This is a genomic window from Bradyrhizobium sp. BRP22 (genome assembly GCF_020194175.1).
Classification (GTDB): Bacteria; Pseudomonadota; Alphaproteobacteria; order Rhizobiales; family Xanthobacteraceae; genus Bradyrhizobium.
In genome coordinates, this window is record NZ_JADYVX010000040.1 from 54,457 (window position 1) to 71,186 (window position 16,730).

Sequence of the window (16,730 nt, forward strand, 5' to 3'; positions counted from 1 at the left end):
TCCCGCACGCACATGCCTTTTGCTATGAATCACCCTCGATAGCGTGCTGCGGGCAGATTTTCTGCGCGGCTTCTATCTCTGTGTATTCATTCAGGGAAACAGATGTTGGCCTCCAGCTCAAACTGGATCATGCGAAATGCGCCCTCGCTGGAGCCGTTCGGCGTGTTCGCGCTGTTTGGCGCCGTGACCCTGTTCCCGGTCATCCTGTTGATCCGCCTGCTCGAGCCCGCGCTCGTCCTGCCCGCCTTCAGCATCCTGCTGTTCGCGGAGGCGGCGATCGCCGCCATCGTGGCGGGCCTGGTCCGGGCTCAGACCAATTCAGCGAACATTACGTGGTGGGATTTTGCCGGTGCATTCACCTTCATGGGGTGTGCAGCGGCAATTTTTGGCGAACCGGACCAGGCGGCGCTGTTCTTCGAGGAAGAGGCCATCGCGCGTGCGAATTCGCAACCCTAGAGCATGATCGGCACAAGCGGAGACCGGTTCTCCCTCGCGACAAATGCAAAGCGTTTGCCCGGAGATCAGGCTCGAACAAGAGATGAGATCATGATCCTATTCCGTCTGAGCGGATCATGATCTAAGTGAAGTGTACCAGGCCGGGCCCCTCTGGCAGCCGACAGGCTGCGATGTCGGACTGGAGTCAAGTTGGAGTGGCCCTGCTTTGATCTGCGGCATTGGATCGCGGGACGCATCGGTGAATTCCTCACCGAAGACGCATCTCGCCATCTAACCCACATCGAGTCCGGGGTCGCTCTCCCAATCAGAAGGGGAGCATGACCCGTGTCCGAATTTCTTGGTTTTGAATTCCTTGCCGCGCTGCTGCAGGTCGTCCTGATCGACCTGGTGCTCGCCGGCGACAATGCTGTCGTGATCGGCCTTGCCGCGGCCGGCCTGCCTGAGAAGCAACGCAGCAAGGCGATCCTGATCGGCATTCTTGCCGCCACCGTGCTGCGCATCCTGTTTGCGGTGGTTGCGACACAGATCATGCAGATCGTCGGCCTCCTGCTCGCCGGCGGAATCCTGCTGTTGTGGGTGTGCTGGAAAATGTGGCGTGAGCTACGCGCCGCCGCGAAAGAGGAAGCCGATGCGGAACTCGGCGCGTCCGCCGAGGTGGCGCCCCGGAAGACGCTCTTCGAGGCCACGACGCAGATCATCGTCGCCGACGTCTCGATGTCGCTCGACAACGTCCTCGCCGTCGCGGGAGCCGCCCGCGAGCATCCGATCGTGCTGGTCTTCGGCCTGATCCTTTCCATCGCCTTGATGGGAGCAGCCGCAACCTTCATTGCGCGGCTGCTGCAGAAGCATCGCTGGATCGCCTATGTCGGCCTGGCCGTCATCCTCTATGTCGCCGTCGACATGGTCATTCGCGGTGCTCACGACGTTGCCAAGATTGCGCCGGCGTGAGCTCGCGAGCTACTTCGCTTAGTGAATCTCGGCCGAGCGCTTCAGCGCTTCCTTCAGCTTCTCGAGCGAGAAGTCCGGGCTGCGTGCGATCTCCAGGATCGGCGTCTCACGGCGGCCGCAGAGCTCGGCGGCATCCGGCAGCTTCGCGGCGATATCGATCGGGATCACGATCGCGCCGTGCTGGTCGGCGTGAATGAGATCGTCGGAGCGCACGGTCATGCCGGCAACCCGCACCTCGCCGCCGAAGCTCTCGGCATGCACCCAGGCGTGCGACGGACCGATCGATCCGGCCAACGCCTGAAAGCCCGGCGCCCATTGCGGGATATCGCGGATCGAACCGTCCGTGATCACGCCGAGACAGCCGAGCGCCTTGTGCACGTTGCTCTGCACCTCACCCCAGAATGCGCCATAGCCGACATCGGCGCCATCGATATCCTGGATCACGGCGATACGCGGGCCCAAACCGGTGCCGACATATTCGTAATACTCGATGCGACGCTTGGCCTGCTCGGCCGCCGGCAGTCCGGACTGAAGGACGGAGCGGATCGTCACGGTGCGGGCGTAACCGACGATCGGCGGCAGGTTCGGGAACGGGCAGACCAGCGGCTTGGTCGTGTAGCCGATCAACCGCCGCTCCGGGGCGACGATCTCCATCGCGTTGCAGATCGTCGGCGTGTCGTAGCGCGCCAAGGCTTCGAGGACGGACGCGGGCAGCGGGGCGGTGACGGCTTTGTTCACGGCGTTTCTCCTGGCAAGTGGATGCTTCTTGGCGAGACGATCTTGGCCCATGGCTATAGCCGAGATCGGCCGTGAACCCAACCAAGCTCCGCTCATGGCTGATATTTGGGGCAGGAGTTTCGGTATCGAACCGTCGTCCCTCCGCTATCGCCCCTCATCCTGAGCAGGTCACGCGGCGACCGTCTCGAACGATGAGGCCACCGGCCGGGCCCCATGGTTCGAGACGCGCTGCGCGCTCCTCACCATAAGGGTCTGGCATCATTCAATTGAGACGAGTCGGACGGTCGTCGTGATCGGCGTCAGTGACGCCCGGATAGCTCGGCGGCGGAGTTGGCGACGTCGAGGCCTCGGCCGGCACAATCGCCTCCGCGGCACGCGCGTGGTCGCGATAAGTCTTCCAGCCCCACGGCAGGCTGATCAGGTAGAGCACCGAGCCCGCGGAGAGGATATGCCAGGGATAGCTGACGAGTAGCGCGATGAAGAACACCACCGAGACGAACACCGGCAGCAGCATTTCCGGCGGCACCCGCATGCGCATCGTCTTGCCGGAAAATACCGGCAGGCGCGACACCATCAGGAACGCGATCAGGAGCGTATAGAAGGCGGTCAGCGTCGCCGGCGGCGTGGTGACACCGAGGAAACCCAGATAGACCGGCAGCAGCACCGTGATGGCGCCGGCGGGCGCCGGCACGCCGGTGAAATAGTTTGCCGCGAACGCCGGCTTGTTCGGATCGTCGATCGAGGCATTGAAGCGCGCGAGCCGCAGCCCGCCGCTGATCGCGAACACCATGGCCGCGATCCAACCGCCATTGCCTAAATCGTGCAGTTGCCAGAAATAGAGGATCAGGCCCGGCGCCACGCCGAAATTGACGAAATCCGCGAGGCTGTCGAGCTCGGCGCCGAATTTCGACTGGCCCTTGATCAGGCGCGCAATGCGCCCGTCGATGCCGTCAAGCGCAGCGGCAAACACGATCGCGGCGACCGCAAGCTCCATCCGCCCTTCGGTCGACAGGCGGATTGCGGTCAGGCCCGCGCAGATCGCCAGCAGCGTGATTACATTGGGCACCAGCATCCGCACCGGAATCTGGCGAAACCGTCGGCGGCGCAGTTCCGGATATTTGGAGTCGATCGGCATCATGGCTCGCAATCATATAACAAGCGCTGGCCCCCTCCGCCATTATAGCGGCAAGCCGCCGCAACTGGCGGCCCCGATGGTTAATCGGCCCGGTAGGTCCATCCCGGCTCGGGGATGCGGAAATCGGCCAGCACGGTCTCCCCGGCGATCGCCGTCTGCCCCTCGGAAACCAGCGGCTTGGTGCCTTCCGGCAGGTAGACATCGAGCCGCGAGCCGAACCGGATCAGGCCGAATCGCTCGCCGGCGCCGATCGACTGGCCTTCTCGCACGAACGAGACGATGCGCCGCGCCACCAGGCCTGCGATCTGGACCACGCCGATGCGGCCGTTGGGCGTCGAGATCACCAGCGAGTTGCGCTCATTGTCCTCGCTCGCCTTGTCGAGCTCGGCATTGATGAAGGCGCCCGGCCGGTAGGCGATGCGGTCGATCCGCCCCGCGACCGGGCTGCGGTTCACGTGGCAGTTGAACACGCTCATGAAGATCGAGACCCGGGGCAGCGGCCGATCGCCGAGCCCAAGTTCGGCGGGCGGCAGGGTTTGTGTGATCATCGACACACGCCCGTCGGCGGGCGCCACCACCAGCCCGTCCCGCACCGGCGTCACCCGCACGGGGTCGCGGAAGAACAGCGCGCACCAGATCGTCAGGACGGTGCCGATCCAGCCCAGCGGCGTCCAGATCCAGAACAGGACGAGGCTCGCCAGCGCGAAGCCGCCGATGAACGGATAGCCCTCCGGATGAATGGGCGGAATCTGCGCGCGGATGGAATTGGCGATCGACATCGAATCTCACTCGGTTTTCCGGTCCTAGAGCGTTTTCGAGCGAAGTGGGTACCGGTTCGCGTGAAGAAAACGCGTCAAAATAAGAATCTAGAGCTTCGGTTCTGATCCAATCAGAACCGAATATGCTCTAGAGCATGATCCGGAAAAGTGGAAACCGGTTTTCCGAAAAGATCATGCTCGAGACGAAGATGGAGCCTATTCCGCAGCCGTCGGCAAGGGCTTGTCCACCGGATCGGGCTCCGGTTCGTCGACCGGGGGCGGCGCGCGGTTGGGCGTCTCGCTGCCGTCGTCGACCATCGCGAGCTTTTCCCGCGCCTCCTCGGCCTCGCGCTGCCTGTTCCACATGCTGGCATAAAGCCCGCCCTGCGCCAAAAGCCGGGGGTGGGTTCCGCGCTCCGCGATGCGGCCCTGGTCGAGGACGATGATCTCGTCGGCGCCGACGATCGTCGAAAGCCGGTGCGCGATCACTAGCGAGGTGCGGTTGCGCGAGACGCGCTCGAGCGCGGCCTGGATCTCGTGCTCGGTGTGGCTGTCGAGCGCCGATGTCGCCTCGTCCAGCACCAGGATCGGCGGCGCCTTCAGCACGGTGCGGGCAATCGCCACCCGCTGCTTCTCGCCGCCGGACAGTTTCAGGCCGCGCTCGCCGACCTGGGTCTCATAGCCCTTCGGCGACATCCGGATGAAGGCGTCGATCTGCGCGAGCCTCGCCGCCTGCTCGACTTCGGCATCGGTCGCATCCCAGCGGCCATAGCGGATGTTGTAGCGGATGGTGTCGTTGAACAGCACGGTGTCCTGCGGCACCATGCCGATCGAGGCGCGCAACGAGGTTTGCGTGACGTCGCGGATGTCCTGGCCGTCGATCAGGATCCTGCCGCCGGAGACGTCGTAGAGGCGGAACAACAGCCGCGAGATCGTGGACTTGCCGGCACCCGATGGGCCGACGATCGCGACCGTCTTGCCGGCCGGCACCTCGAACGAGAGACCTTTCAGGATCGGGCGATCCGGCTCATAGGCGAACCGAACATCCTCGAAGCGCACGCTGCCCGCCGTCACCAGCAGCGGCTTGGCGTCGGGGACGTCCTTGACCTCCGGCTTGCGCGCCAGCACGCCGAACATCTTCTCGATGTCGATGATCGCCTGCTTGATCTCGCGATAGACCATGCCCATGAAGTTGAGCGGCTGGTAGAGCTGGATCATCATGGCGTTGACCAGCACGAAGTCGCCCACAGTGTTGGTGCCGTTGCGTATGCCGATCGCGCATAGCAGCATGATCGCCGTCAGGCCGGCAGTGAAGATGACCGCCTGCCCGGCGTTGAGGACCGCCAGCGACGTATAGGTCTTGATGCTGGCCTGCTCGTAGCGCTCCATCGAACGGTCATAACGCTCGGCCTCGCGCGCCTCGGCGCCGAAATATTTCACCGTCTCGTAGTTGAGCAGCGAGTCGATCGCCTTGGTGTTCGCCTCCGTATCGGAGTCGTTCATCTTGCGGCGGATCTCGATCCGCCATTCGGTCGCGACATAGGTGTAGTACATGAACGCCGCGACGGTGATCAGGACGACGCCGACATAGCGCCAGTCGAACTGCCAGAGCAGGATGACCGTCAGCAGCGCAACCTCGACCACCGTCGGGATCAACTGCAGGATCACCATCCGCACGATGGTCTCGATACCGGTGCGGCCGCGTTCGAGAATTCGTGTCAACCCGCCGGTCTTGCGTTCCAGGTGAAAGCGCAGCGACAATTCGTGCATGTGCACGAAGGTGAGATAGGCGAGCCTCCGCACCGCGTGCATGGCGACCCGGGCAAAGATTCCGTCGCGCCATTGCGTCAGCACCGCCATCAGGATGCGCACCCCGCCATAGCCCACCGTCATCAGGAGCGGCGAGGCGATCAGCCACATCGTCCAGTTCGACGATTGCACAGGCGCGCTCGGCGTGCCGTTCAGCGCGTCGATCGCCCATTTGAAGGTGAAGGGCACCGACAGCGTCGCGAGCTTGGCGACGAGCAGAAGCACCATCGACCACGCCACCCGCATCTTCAGATCGGCGCGGTCACCGGGCCAGATATAGGGCCACAGATGCGCAAGCGTGCCGATCAGGGTCGCCTTCTCGGCCTTGCCGTCGGGAGATGGCATTTCGCTCAGGCGCAGCTCGGGTTGGGACGACATTAACCAATCGCCGACGTCAGGACGGCGCGCCGGTTCGCTGTCACGTGATTTGCATTGGTCCGCATTGTGCCCGTCATATAGGCGATTTTGATCACGCGAAAACCCTCATGGAGTGGATCTTTCACGATTTTCAGCGATTTACGCCACTTTTCCGCCGCGCCACGTGAAATGCCGGGCTTGACGTTTTTTTCGTTGCAGTGCCACATGAGCGAATGCACCAAATCAGACCGATGAATCAGATCAAGACTGTCTGCGTCTACTGCGGCTCCGGACCCGGTACAAACCCCAGCTTTGTCGAAGCAGCCAACGCGCTCGGAAGAATTTTCGCCGAGAACGATATCCGCCTCGTCTATGGCGGCGGCTCGATCGGGCTGATGGGGGCGGTCGCAACCTCCACGCTCGACCATGGCGGCAAGGTCACGGGCATCATCCCGGATTTCCTCCGCGCCCGCGAGAACGCACTCACCCGCGTCCAGGAGATGATCGTCACGCCCGACATGCATGAGCGCAAGCGGCTGATGTTCGAGCGCTCGGATGCCTTCGTGGCGCTGCCCGGTGGCATCGGCACGCTGGAGGAGCTGGTCGAGCAACTCACCTGGCAGCAGCTCGGCAGGCATACCAAGCCGGTGCTGCTCGCCAACATCGACGGTTTCTGGGAGCCCCTGCTCGCGCTGCTCGATCACATGCGCTCGACGGCCTTCATCCGCCCGACGCTGCCGCTCGAGGTGCTGACGGCCGACCGCGTCGAGGACATCGTGCCGCGCCTGCGCGCCGCTGCCGCCCGCGCACCCGAGGCGGGCAAGGAACTCGCGCCCGACGTGGCGCGGCGGCTGTAAGAGTTCACTCGCTCGGAAACGTCACCGCCTCGGTGCGGTTGCCGTCTGTGCGGGTGCATGCCAGGTCCGCCGTTGGCGGGCCGCCGGCGGCTCACCCCGGGGCGCCTGATTTCACCAGCTTGTAGAACACCGAATCCATCAGCGCCTGGAACGAGGCATCGATGATGTTCGGCGACACGCCGACCGTGGTCCAACTCTCGCCGGTCTCATCTTCGCTCTCGATCAGCACGCGCGTCACCGCCTCGGTACCGCCATTGAGGATACGCACGCGGTAATCGATCAGCTTCAATCCCTCGATATATTTCTGGTACTTGCCGAGATCCTTGCGCAAGGCGACGTCGAGCGCGTTCACCGGACCGTTGCCTTCGGCAGCCGAGATCAGCCGCTCGCCGGCGACGTTGACCTTCACCACTGCGAGCGCGACCGTGACGCGCTGGCCGAGCGCATTGTCGCGCTGCTCGACATTGACGTCGAACTGCTCGACCTTGAAATATTCCGGCACTTTTCCGAGCGTGCGCCGCGCCAGCAGGTCGAACGAGGCGTTGGCGGATTCATAGGCGAAGCCGGCAGCTTCGCGCTCCTTCAGCTCGGCGACGAGGCGCGTGAGCTTCGGATCATTCTTCTCGTAGGGAATGCCGGCCCGATCGAGCTCGGCGATGACGTTGGAGCGTCCGGCCTGGTCGGATACCAGCACCTTGCGGTGATTGCCGACGGATTCCGGCGCCACGTGCTCGTAGGTCTGCGGATCCTTCAGCACGGCGGACGCATGGATGCCGGTCTTGGTCACGAAGGCGCTCTCGCCGACATAGGCCGCGTGCCGATTGGGCGCGCGGTTGAGCATGTCGTCGAGCGTGCGCGACACCTTCACCAAGGTCGTCATCTTCTCGGCGGTGACGCCGATCTCGAACTTGTCGGAGAACTCCTGCTTCAGCCGCAGCGTCGGGATCAGCGAGCAGAGATTGGCATTGCCGCAACGCTCGCCAAGTCCGTTCAGCGTGCCCTGGATCTGGCGCGCGCCGGCGCGCACCGCAGCAAGCGAGTTCGCCACCGCCTGCTCGGTATCGTTATGGGCGTGGATGCCGACATGGCTGCCGGGGATGTGGTTGACGACATCGCCGACGATAGTCTCAATTTCGTTGGGCATGGTGCCGCCATTGGTGTCGCACAACACCACCCAGCGCGCACCCGCATCATAGGCGGCCTTCGCACAGGCCAGCGCGAACTCGGCATTCTCCTTGTAGCCGTCGAAGAAATGCTCGCAATCGACCATCACCTCGCGTCCGGCAGCGTTCGCCGCAGCGACGCTGTCGCGGATCGAAGCGAGGTTTTCCTCGTTCGTGGTCTCCAGCGCGACGCGCACCTGATAGGCGCTCGACTTGGCAACGAAGCAGATCGCGTCCGCCTTCGCCTCCAGGATCGCCGCCAGCCCGGGATCGTTCGACGCAGAGCGGCCCGGACGCCGCGTCATGCCGAAGGCGGTGAAGCGTGCATGCTCGAATTTCGGCTTCGCCGAGAAGAACTCGGTGTCGGTCGGGTTGGCACCGGGATAGCCGCCCTCGACATAGTCGATGCCGAGTTCGTCCAGCATCTGCGCGATCACCTGCTTGTCCTGCAGGGTGAAATCGACGCCATTGGTCTGCGCACCGTCGCGCAAGGTGGTGTCGAAAAGATAGAGGCGCGCGCGGCTCACGGTGCGCCTCCCGCGGCAGCGCCCAAAGCCTTTTGCATCGTGGTGTTGGCGAGCCATTCGCCCTGGATGGTCACGCTGTTGCGCTGCTTGGCGACGTAGCCGCGCTTGCGAAAGAACTCCAGCGCGTTGTCGCTGGCATCGACCGACAGCGTCTTGGTGCCGCGCGCACCGGCGAGCTTTTCCAGCGCATCGCAGAGCATCGCGCCGACGCCCTGCCCGGCCACGCTCGGATGAACATAGAGCATATCGATCTGATCGTTGTTCTTCAGCGAAGCAAAGCCGACAGGCGAATTCTGGATGGTCGCGATCAGCGTCAGCTCGCCCGCAAGCTTCTTGCCGAAGGCCACCTCGTCATCGGCCACGGCCGCCCAGGCCTCCTGCTGCGTCTCGCCATAGTCGTCTCCGGTCAGTTCCTGGATCGCGGCCACGAAGATCGCCGCCAGCATCGGCGTATCCGCCGGCAGGAACGGCCGCAATGCAGGTTGTGGGAGTGCCTGTGCCATCGCGTCAAAAGACTCCCAGAAGTTTCAGGACGAGCAGGATCGCAGCAACAATCACCGCCCATTTGATGAAGATGTAGTAGCGCCAGTGTTTCGGGAAAGGCGTGTCGGGGCGGGTCATCACGCCAGTTCCCATGTGGTCACAGGTTTGCCGTCGGCATCCTTGCCGTCCTTCAGCACGACACCTTTGGCCGCGAGTTCATCACGGATGCGATCGGACTCCTTGAAATCCTTCCGCACGCGCGCCGCCGCCCGGGCCGCGATCAAGCCTTCGACCCATGCCGCATCGACACCGCTCGCTTGCTGCTTGCGGCCTTTCCATTCAGCGGCGCTCTGGCCGAGGAAGCCCAGGAACCGGAGGGAGGCCGCGAACGTGCCGCGCATCTGTTCATTACTCACAGCCGCACTCCGTAGCCCATGCAGCGCCGCAATCGTCTGCGCCGTGTTGAGGTCGTCCGACAACGCCTCGACAATGGTCTCCGCCGGCTGATCGCTCGCAGCATCGGCCGCAACGGCGTACCAGTCGTCGAGCGTCTTGGCGCTTTCTTCCAATCCCTTCAGCGTCCAGTCGATCGGCGAGCGATAATGCGTCTTGAGCATGTTGAGGCGCAGCACTTCGCCCGGCCAATCCGCCAGCAGTTCCCTAATCGTGACGAAGTTGCCGAGCGACTTCGACATCTTCTCGCCTTCGACCTGCAGGAAGCCGTTGTGCATCCAGGTTGTCGCCATCCGCGCTTCGTGGAAGGCGCAGCAGCTTTGCGCGAGTTCGTTCTCGTGATGCGGGAACACCAGGTCGATGCCGCCGCCATGGATGTCGAACTGCTCGCCGAGATGCTTCCAGGCCATCGCCGAGCATTCGATGTGCCAGCCGGGACGTCCCGGCACCGCGATGCCTGAGGGCGACGGCCAGGACGGCTCGCCGGGTTTCGAGGGCTTCCACAGCACGAAATCGGTGTTGTCGCGCTTGTAGGGCGCGACGTCGACGCGGGCGCCTGCGATCATCTCGTCCAGCGAGCGGTTGGCGAGCGCGCCATAGCGCGGCAGCACGCCATTGGCCGCGTTCATTGCCTGTGGCGAGAACAGCACGTGGTCTTCGGCGACATAGGCAAAACCGCTGGCAACCAGTTTTTCGATGAGCGTGCGCATCTCCGCGATGTGCTCGGTCGCGCGCGGCTCGACCGTGGGGCGCAGCGCGCCGAGCCCATCGACGTCCTCGTGAAACTGCCGCTCCGTCTGCTCGGTGACCTTGCGGATCGCCTCGTTCAGCGGCAGGCCGGGATAATCCCGCGCGGCGCGGTCGTTGATCTTGTCGTCGACGTCGGTGACGTTGCGGACATATTTGACATGGCTTTCGCCATAAACGTGCCGCAGCAAGCGGAACAGCACGTCGAACACGATCACCGGGCGCGCATTGCCGATATGGGCGAAGTCGTAGACCGTCGGCCCGCAGACATACATGCGCACATTGCTGGGATCGAGCGGCACGAAGAGCCGCTTTTCCCTGGTCAACGTATCGTACAGACGCAATTGCATGGAATACCCGTCCCTTGTGGCCGGGGCGTCGAGTCATCTCGATGTGAGAAAAGACGGCCTCAGCCAGCGAATCGCTAGCTAATAATCTCGCGGCAAATGCTGCAGATGGCGAGGTGGCCGTTCATGGTTCCACCATGGCGCCATCTGGGCGACGGCGTCAAGGGCTGTTTTCGCCCGGTTTGAGGGCGATTTCGGCGCTTGCGATGATTCCAGGGACGGCATGGTTAATCATTATTAACGTGTTGGGCGTAATCGGATAGGCACCGGTTCCCCTCCCCTTGGTGCCTCATGCGATTTCGATCCGTATTTCTTGCCTGCACATTCATTTTAGCCTCCGCCGCCGCACTGGCCGACAGCCGCGTCTTCATCATCGCCAACCATGACGACGGCTATGGCGTCGACGAATGCCTCGCGCGAGGCGACAAATGCGGGGCGTACGCCGCCCGCTCCTATTGCCAGTCACGCGATTTTGGCCAGGCCACCGCCTATCGCCGCGTCGATCCCGACGAAATTACCGGCGCCATTCCGAAGGCCGCGGGTAACTGCACTGGCGGCGCTTGCGGCGAATATATCGCCATCACCTGCCAGCGCTGATCCCGGTCTGCGCCCGCCGAGGGGCAGTCAAGAGCCGGTATTCTCACGGGGTTTTGCCACATCGGAGCCCCGGAAACGACGTGACGCTGCCCTGAGAAACGGCTATTGCAGGCGGCCTTGGCCGCGCCTTTCGGGCTTGCCCGCCGCGCGGCGTCATTCTGTGACTGGACATGCCCAATCGCCTGAATTCTTGCTTCTCCCGGTGGCTTCTGACATGCGCCCTCCTGCTCGGCACTGCCCTGCCGGGAGCGGATGCGCTGGCGCAGACGCCCGACGATGCTCTCGCGCAGATGCCCCAGGAGGCAGCGCCGCAACAGGCCGCGCCGTCCAATCCGATCTGCATCCGGCTCGAAGGCCAGCTTGCGACCATCGACCGCGGCGGCGGCAGCGGCGATCCGGTCAGGGACGAGCAGATCCGCCGTTACCAGGACGCCGCATCGAGACAGCAGGCCGAACTCGACCGCCTCACCGCGCAGGCGCGGCGCATGGGCTGCGACAGCTCGGGCTTCTTCTCGCTGTTCAACAACAACTCTGCGCAATGCGGTCCGATCAACACCCAGATCCAGCAGATGCGCGGCAATCTCGATCAGATGACGACGAGCCTGGAGCGGCTGCGCAGCGGCGGTCTCGGCGGCGCCGACCGCGAGAACCAGCGCCGCTCGGTGCTGACCGCGCTGGCGCAGAACAATTGCGGCCCGCAATATGCCAATGCCGCGCGCGGGCCCGGCAATTTCCTCGACAATCTCTTCGGCAATCATAGCGAAAGCAACGTGACCATTGCGCCGCCGACCGGCGACCTTGCCCCGCAATCCGGCACCTATCGCACCGTCTGCGTGCGCAGCTGCGACGGCGCCTATTTCCCGATCTCGTTTGCGACGGTGCAGGGGCGCTTTGCCGATGACGAGAAGACCTGCAAGGCGCAGTGTCCGGCGGCGGAAGCAACCCTGTTCGCCTACCGCAATCCCGGCGAGGACATCAACCAGGCGGTGTCGATCAGCGGCCAGCCGTACACGTCGCTGCCGAACGCGTTCAAATTCCGCACCGAGTTCAATCCATCCTGCTCCTGCAAGCCGGCCGGCCAGACCTGGGCGGAGGCGCTGAAATCGGTCGACGACAAGGCCGCCGTCGAGCAGCAGGGCGACATCATCGTCACCGAGGAGAGCGCGCGGAAGATGCAGCAGCGCGCGCAGCAGCAGGCGACGAAGCAGGCGCCTGCCGGCAAGAAAGGTACCGCCTCGGCGAATGCAGCGCCGACGCCGGAAACACCTGCGCCGCCGGCTGATCCGACGCCCCCGGGGGATCGGCCGATCCGCACTGTCGGGCCGCCCTTCATCCCGCAGAAGCAGCAATAGTCAGCCCTCGAACGCCTCCACCGAGGCGCGGGTGCCGCGCGTGACCAGCTTCTCGTCCGGCTGCGGCAGCGCCTCGCCGTGATCGCGGAAGCGGTTGGTGATGGGATAACGGCGGTCGCGGCCGAAATTCTTGGGTGTGACCTTGACGCCGGGAGCGGCCTGCCGGCGCTTGTACTCGGCGATGGAAAGCAGGCGATCGATGCGCGCCACCAGTTCGCGATCGAAGCCTGCGGCGACGATCGACGCGAGCGGCTCTTCGCGCTCCACCAGCCGTTCCAGGATCGCATCGAGCACATCGTAAGGCGGCAGCGAGTCCTGATCGGTCTGGTTCTCGCGCAGTTCCGCCGTCGGCGGCCGCGTGATGATCGAGGGCGGGATCACCTCGCCCGACGGGCCGAGCGCGCCTTCAGGCTGCCACTCGTTGCGCAAGGCGGCGAGCCGGAACACCTCGGTCTTGTAAATGTCCTTGATCGGGTTGAAGCCGCCGTTCATGTCGCCGTAGAGCGTGGCATAGCCGACCGACATCTCCGACTTGTTGCCGGTGGTCACCACCATCGCGCCGGTCTTGTTGGAGAGCGCCATCAACAAGGTGCCGCGGGTGCGCGCCTGCAGGTTCTCCTCCGTGATGTCGCGCGGCAGGCCCTTGAACGGCTCGGCCAGGATCCTCTCGAACCCGTTCACGGCGTCGGCGATCGGCAGCACCTCGTAGCGGATGCCGAGCATCCTGGTCAGGCTGGCCGCATCATCCAGCGACACCTGCGCGGTGTAGCGGAACGGCAGCATCACGCCGTGGACCTGCTCAGTGCCGAGCGCATCCACCGCAATCGCCGCGCACAGCGCCGAATCGATGCCGCCGGAAACGCCGAGCAGCACGCCGGGGAAGCCGTTCTTGCGGACATAGTCGCGCAAGCCGAGCACGCAGGCTGCGTAGTCCGCCTTGTCGCCTTCGAGCAGCGACGTGATCGGCCCGTTGCAGCGCCAGCCGGTGTCGCTTTTGGTCCAGCGCAGCGTCGTGATGCTCTCCTCGAAGGCCGGCAGCTGCGCCGCGACCGAAAGATCGGCATTGAGCGCGAACGAAGCGCCATCGAACACCAATTCGTCCTGCCCGCCGACCTCGTTCAGATAGATCAAAGGCAAGCCGCTCTCGGTGACGCGGGCGACCGCGATCGAGAGGCGGAGATCATTCTTGTCGCGCGCGTAAGGCGAGCCGTTCGGCACGACCAGAATCTCCGCGCCGGTCTCGGCGAGACATTCGACGACGTTCTCGTAGTCCTCGGACTCTTCGAGCCAGATGTCCTCGCAGATCGGCACGCCGACCCGCACGCCCTTCACCATCACCGGCCCCGGCGCCGGTCCGCGCGCGAACAGCCGCTTCTCGTCGAACACGCCATAGTTCGGCAGATTGGCCTTGAAGCGCAGCGCGGCGATGCGGCCGCCGTCGAGCAGCGCGCAGGCGTTATAAAGCTTGCCGTCCTCGACCCAGGGCGTCCCGATCAGGACAGCCGCACCGCCGTCCGCGGTCTCGCGTGCCAGTTCCTCGACCGCAGCGCGGCAGGCGGCCTGGAACGCCGGCTTCAGGATCAGGTCCTCCGGCGGGTAACCGGCGATGAACAGCTCCGACAGCACCATGAGATCGGCGCCGGCGGCCTTCGCCGTCTGGCGCGCGGCGCGCGCCTTCGCGGCGTTGCCCGCGACGTCGCCAACCGTCGGATTGAGTTGCGCCAGTGAAACAATGAATTCGGGTTCGCTCATGATATCGATGGTGCCTTGCACCCTCTTAAACTGCAATCGCCTGCGTTAGATCATGCCCATGCGCTCGGCGAGGGCGAACAGCCAGAACAGCCCGGCCATCACCAGCGCCACGCCGACCGCTGCGGAGCCCATGTCCTTGACCCGCCCGATCTGCGGATCGTGGTCCATGGTCAGGCGATCGGCGAGCTTCTCGATCGCGGTGTTGAGCAGCTCGATCACGAGCACCAGCACCACCGATGCAACGAGCTCGACCCGCCGCATCACCGTAGCGCCGATCAGCCACGCCGCCGGCACCGACAACAGCAGCGCCACCACCTCCTCGCGAACCGCCTGCTCGGAGCGGATCGCAAAGCCGAGGCCGTGCCACGAGTTGATGGTGGCCCGCCAGAACCGCTGCAAGTCTCAGAGCCCCGCGGCTGCCGGCATCGGCTTGACCTTGTTCGCCCGCTCCTGTTTCAGAAGCTCCGCGATCAGGAAGGCCATGTCGATCGACTGTTCGGCATTGAGACGGGGATCACAGACCGTGTGGTAGCGGTCGTTGAGATCCTCATCCGTGATCGCGCGCGCGCCGCCGATGCATTCGGTGACGTCCTGCCCGGTCATCTCCAGATGAACGCCGCCGGCGTGGGTGCCTTCTGCCTGGTGGATGGCGAAGAACGACCTCACTTCCGACAGCACGCGATCGAACGGGCGGGTCTTGTAGCCCGAGGTCGAGGTGATGGTGTTGCCATGCATGGGATCGCACGACCACACCACGCTGCGCCCTTCCCGCTGCACCGCGCGGATCAGCGCCGGCAGATGCTCCCCGACCTTGTCAGAGCCGAACCGCGCGATCAGCGTCAGCCGTCCGGGCTCGTTGTCGGGGCTCAGCACATCGATCAGCTTCAAGAGCTCGTCGGCCTTCAGGGACGGGCCGCATTTCAGGCCGATCGGATTCTTGATGCCGCGGAAATATTCGACGTGGCCGTTCTCGAGCTGCCGCGTACGGTCGCCGATCCAGATCATGTGGCCGGAGGTCGCGTACCAGTCGCCGGTCGTGGAATCGACCCGGGTCAGCGCCTGCTCGTAGCCGAGCAGCAGCGCCTCGTGGCTGGTGTAGAAATCGGTCGAGCGCAATTCCGGATGGCTCTCGAGGTCGAGGCCGCAGGCGCGCATGAAGTTCAGCGCTTCCGAGATGCGGTCGGCGAGTTCCTTGTAGCGCCGTGACTGCGGCGAGTCCTTCAGGAAGCCGAGCATCCACTGATGCACGCTGCCGAGATTGGCGAAACCGCCGGTGGCGAACGCCCGCAGCAGGTTGAGCGTCGCGGCCGATTGCCGGTAGGCCATCAACTGGCGCTGCGGATCCGGCGTGCGCGCCTCCCTGGTGAAGGCGATGTCGTTGATGATGTCGCCGCGGTAGCTCGGCAGTTCGACCCCCTCGACCTTCTCGGTCGGCGAGGATCGCGGTTTTGCAAATTGCCCGGCGATGCGCCCGACTTTCACCACCGGCAGCGCGCCCGCATAGGTCAGGACGACGGCCATCTGCAAGAGGACGCGGAAGAAATCGCGGATGTTGTTGGCGCCGTGCTCGGCAAAACTTTCCGCGCAGTCGCCGCCCTGCAGCAGGAACGCCTCGCCCGCGGCGACCCGCGCCAGCCCCTTCTTCAGGTTGCGCGCTTCGCCCGCGAACACCAGCGGCGGAAAAGTCGCAAGCTGCGCCTCGACGTCAGCCAATACCTTGGCATCCGGATAGTCCGGCATCTGCAAGACCGTCTTGGTGCGCCAACTGTCGGGTGTCCAGCGCTCGGACATGGGCGTTAACTCCTGAGCAAAAACCGCTACTTATCCGGGAAAGCGAAGCTATATATACAGGCTGATGAAGGACCGCCAGCCGGAATTTCCATCTGTCCTCTCAAACCATTGCGGCAACAGCCGAATTCGCGTCCGTTAGAGCAAAACGCGAACACTCGAGGAAAATCCGTAAGCGGCTGAGGCTGCGCTCTACCCATCCCACGATGCCGTCGATGCGCACGTTGGTTCTGATTCAAATTTCAAATAGCGGTCCCGTCCCCGCGAAGGCGGGGACCCATAACCACAGGGAGCGTTGTGGCGCGAGCAAGCGGTTGCGGCGGAGCACATCACAAAGGCCTGTGGTTATGGGTCCCGGGTCCCGGCTACGCCCAAAGGGCTTCGCCGCGGCGCGCAAGCCCGGGACGACGTGGGGAGATACTGATTCAATTGTCAAACAGCCTTGCGCTGTCATCGTCCGGCT

16 protein-coding genes are annotated in these 16,730 nt (G+C 64.3%); 5 read left to right on the forward strand and 11 right to left on the reverse strand.

Annotated features, from left to right (window positions below; all coding sequences use genetic code 11):
- Positions 1-162 precede the first annotated feature (162 nt).
- Complete coding sequence (locus I6F35_RS33310; RefSeq protein ID WP_225121874.1) at positions 163-456, forward strand: hypothetical protein; 294 nt, start codon at positions 163-165, stop codon at positions 454-456.
- Positions 457-780: 324 nt separating this feature from the next.
- Positions 781-1,404: a TerC family protein gene (locus I6F35_RS33315; RefSeq protein ID WP_225121875.1), complete on the forward strand. Its 624-nt coding sequence runs from the start codon at positions 781-783 to the stop codon at positions 1,402-1,404.
- A gap of 18 nt (positions 1,405-1,422) precedes the next feature.
- Here the strand turns inward: I6F35_RS33315 and I6F35_RS33320 are convergent, their stop codons facing one another.
- The 5 genes from I6F35_RS33320 to I6F35_RS33340 all read right to left on the reverse strand — a co-directional run bounded on the left by I6F35_RS33320 (position 1,423) and on the right by I6F35_RS33340 (position 6,428).
- Positions 1,423-2,142: an RraA family protein gene (locus I6F35_RS33320; RefSeq protein ID WP_225121876.1), complete on the reverse strand. Its 720-nt coding sequence runs from the start codon at positions 2,140-2,142 to the stop codon at positions 1,423-1,425.
- A 262-nt stretch (positions 2,143-2,404) separates the two neighbouring features.
- Complete coding sequence (pssA, locus tag I6F35_RS33325) at positions 2,405-3,280, reverse strand: CDP-diacylglycerol--serine O-phosphatidyltransferase (RefSeq protein WP_225121877.1); 876 nt, start codon at positions 3,278-3,280, stop codon at positions 2,405-2,407.
- A gap of 77 nt (positions 3,281-3,357) precedes the next feature.
- Entirely contained in the window at positions 3,358-4,056 is a 699-nt protein-coding gene (locus I6F35_RS33330) for a phosphatidylserine decarboxylase (RefSeq protein WP_225121878.1), read from the reverse strand.
- A 195-nt stretch (positions 4,057-4,251) separates the two neighbouring features.
- The gene (locus I6F35_RS33335; protein WP_225121879.1) at positions 4,252-6,222 is read right to left on the reverse strand and encodes an ABC transporter ATP-binding protein/permease; all 1,971 of its coding nucleotides are present in this window, start codon (positions 6,220-6,222) and stop codon (positions 4,252-4,254) included.
- On the reverse strand, positions 6,222-6,428 hold the full coding sequence (locus tag I6F35_RS33340) for a hypothetical protein (protein ID WP_225121880.1): 207 nt from the start codon (positions 6,426-6,428) through the stop codon (positions 6,222-6,224). Before I6F35_RS33340 ends, I6F35_RS33335 begins: the two co-directional genes overlap by 1 nt.
- A 24-nt stretch (positions 6,429-6,452) precedes the next feature.
- Between I6F35_RS33340 and I6F35_RS33345 the strand changes: the two genes are divergently transcribed.
- Positions 6,453-7,058, forward strand: coding sequence for a TIGR00730 family Rossman fold protein (locus I6F35_RS33345; protein WP_225121881.1), 606 nt, complete (start codon positions 6,453-6,455; stop codon positions 7,056-7,058).
- A gap of 91 nt (positions 7,059-7,149) precedes the next feature.
- Here the strand turns inward: I6F35_RS33345 and cimA are convergent, their stop codons facing one another.
- From cimA to cysS, 3 genes are all read right to left on the reverse strand, one after another.
- A complete protein-coding gene (gene cimA, locus I6F35_RS33350; RefSeq protein ID WP_225121882.1) occupies positions 7,150-8,748 on the reverse strand; it encodes a citramalate synthase in 1,599 nt (532 codons plus the stop codon).
- The gene (locus I6F35_RS33355) at positions 8,745-9,251 is read right to left on the reverse strand and encodes a GNAT family N-acetyltransferase (protein ID WP_225121883.1); all 507 of its coding nucleotides are present in this window, start codon (positions 9,249-9,251) and stop codon (positions 8,745-8,747) included. Before I6F35_RS33355 ends, cimA begins: the two co-directional genes overlap by 4 nt.
- A 117-nt stretch (positions 9,252-9,368) precedes the next feature.
- The gene (gene cysS / locus I6F35_RS33360; protein ID WP_225121884.1) at positions 9,369-10,781 is read right to left on the reverse strand and encodes a cysteine--tRNA ligase; all 1,413 of its coding nucleotides are present in this window, start codon (positions 10,779-10,781) and stop codon (positions 9,369-9,371) included.
- 288 nt (positions 10,782-11,069) lie between these two features.
- Here cysS and I6F35_RS33365 point away from each other — a divergent pair, with 288 nt between their 5' ends.
- The gene (locus tag I6F35_RS33365) at positions 11,070-11,375 is read left to right on the forward strand and encodes a hypothetical protein (RefSeq protein ID WP_225121885.1); all 306 of its coding nucleotides are present in this window, start codon (positions 11,070-11,072) and stop codon (positions 11,373-11,375) included.
- Between the two features lie 170 nt (positions 11,376-11,545).
- Positions 11,546-12,727 (forward strand): DUF2865 domain-containing protein, encoded by a 1,182-nt coding sequence (locus I6F35_RS33370; protein ID WP_225121886.1) that lies wholly within the window; start codon positions 11,546-11,548, stop codon positions 12,725-12,727.
- On the opposite strand, the gene I6F35_RS33375 is transcribed toward I6F35_RS33370, so the two are convergent.
- The 3 genes from I6F35_RS33375 to I6F35_RS33385 are packed head-to-tail and all read right to left on the reverse strand — an operon-like array spanning position 12,728 to position 16,270.
- Positions 12,728-14,479 carry an NAD+ synthase gene (locus I6F35_RS33375; protein WP_225121887.1) on the reverse strand — a complete coding sequence of 584 codons (1,752 nt, stop codon included), beginning with the start codon at positions 14,477-14,479 and terminating at the stop codon, positions 12,728-12,730.
- 45 nt (positions 14,480-14,524) lie between these two features.
- The gene (locus I6F35_RS33380; RefSeq protein ID WP_225121888.1) at positions 14,525-14,878 is read right to left on the reverse strand and encodes a diacylglycerol kinase; all 354 of its coding nucleotides are present in this window, start codon (positions 14,876-14,878) and stop codon (positions 14,525-14,527) included.
- Positions 14,879-14,881: 3 nt separating this feature from the next.
- Entirely contained in the window at positions 14,882-16,270 is a 1,389-nt protein-coding gene (locus I6F35_RS33385) for a 3-deoxy-7-phosphoheptulonate synthase class II (RefSeq protein WP_225121889.1), read from the reverse strand.
- Between the last annotated feature and the right edge of the window lie 460 nt (positions 16,271-16,730).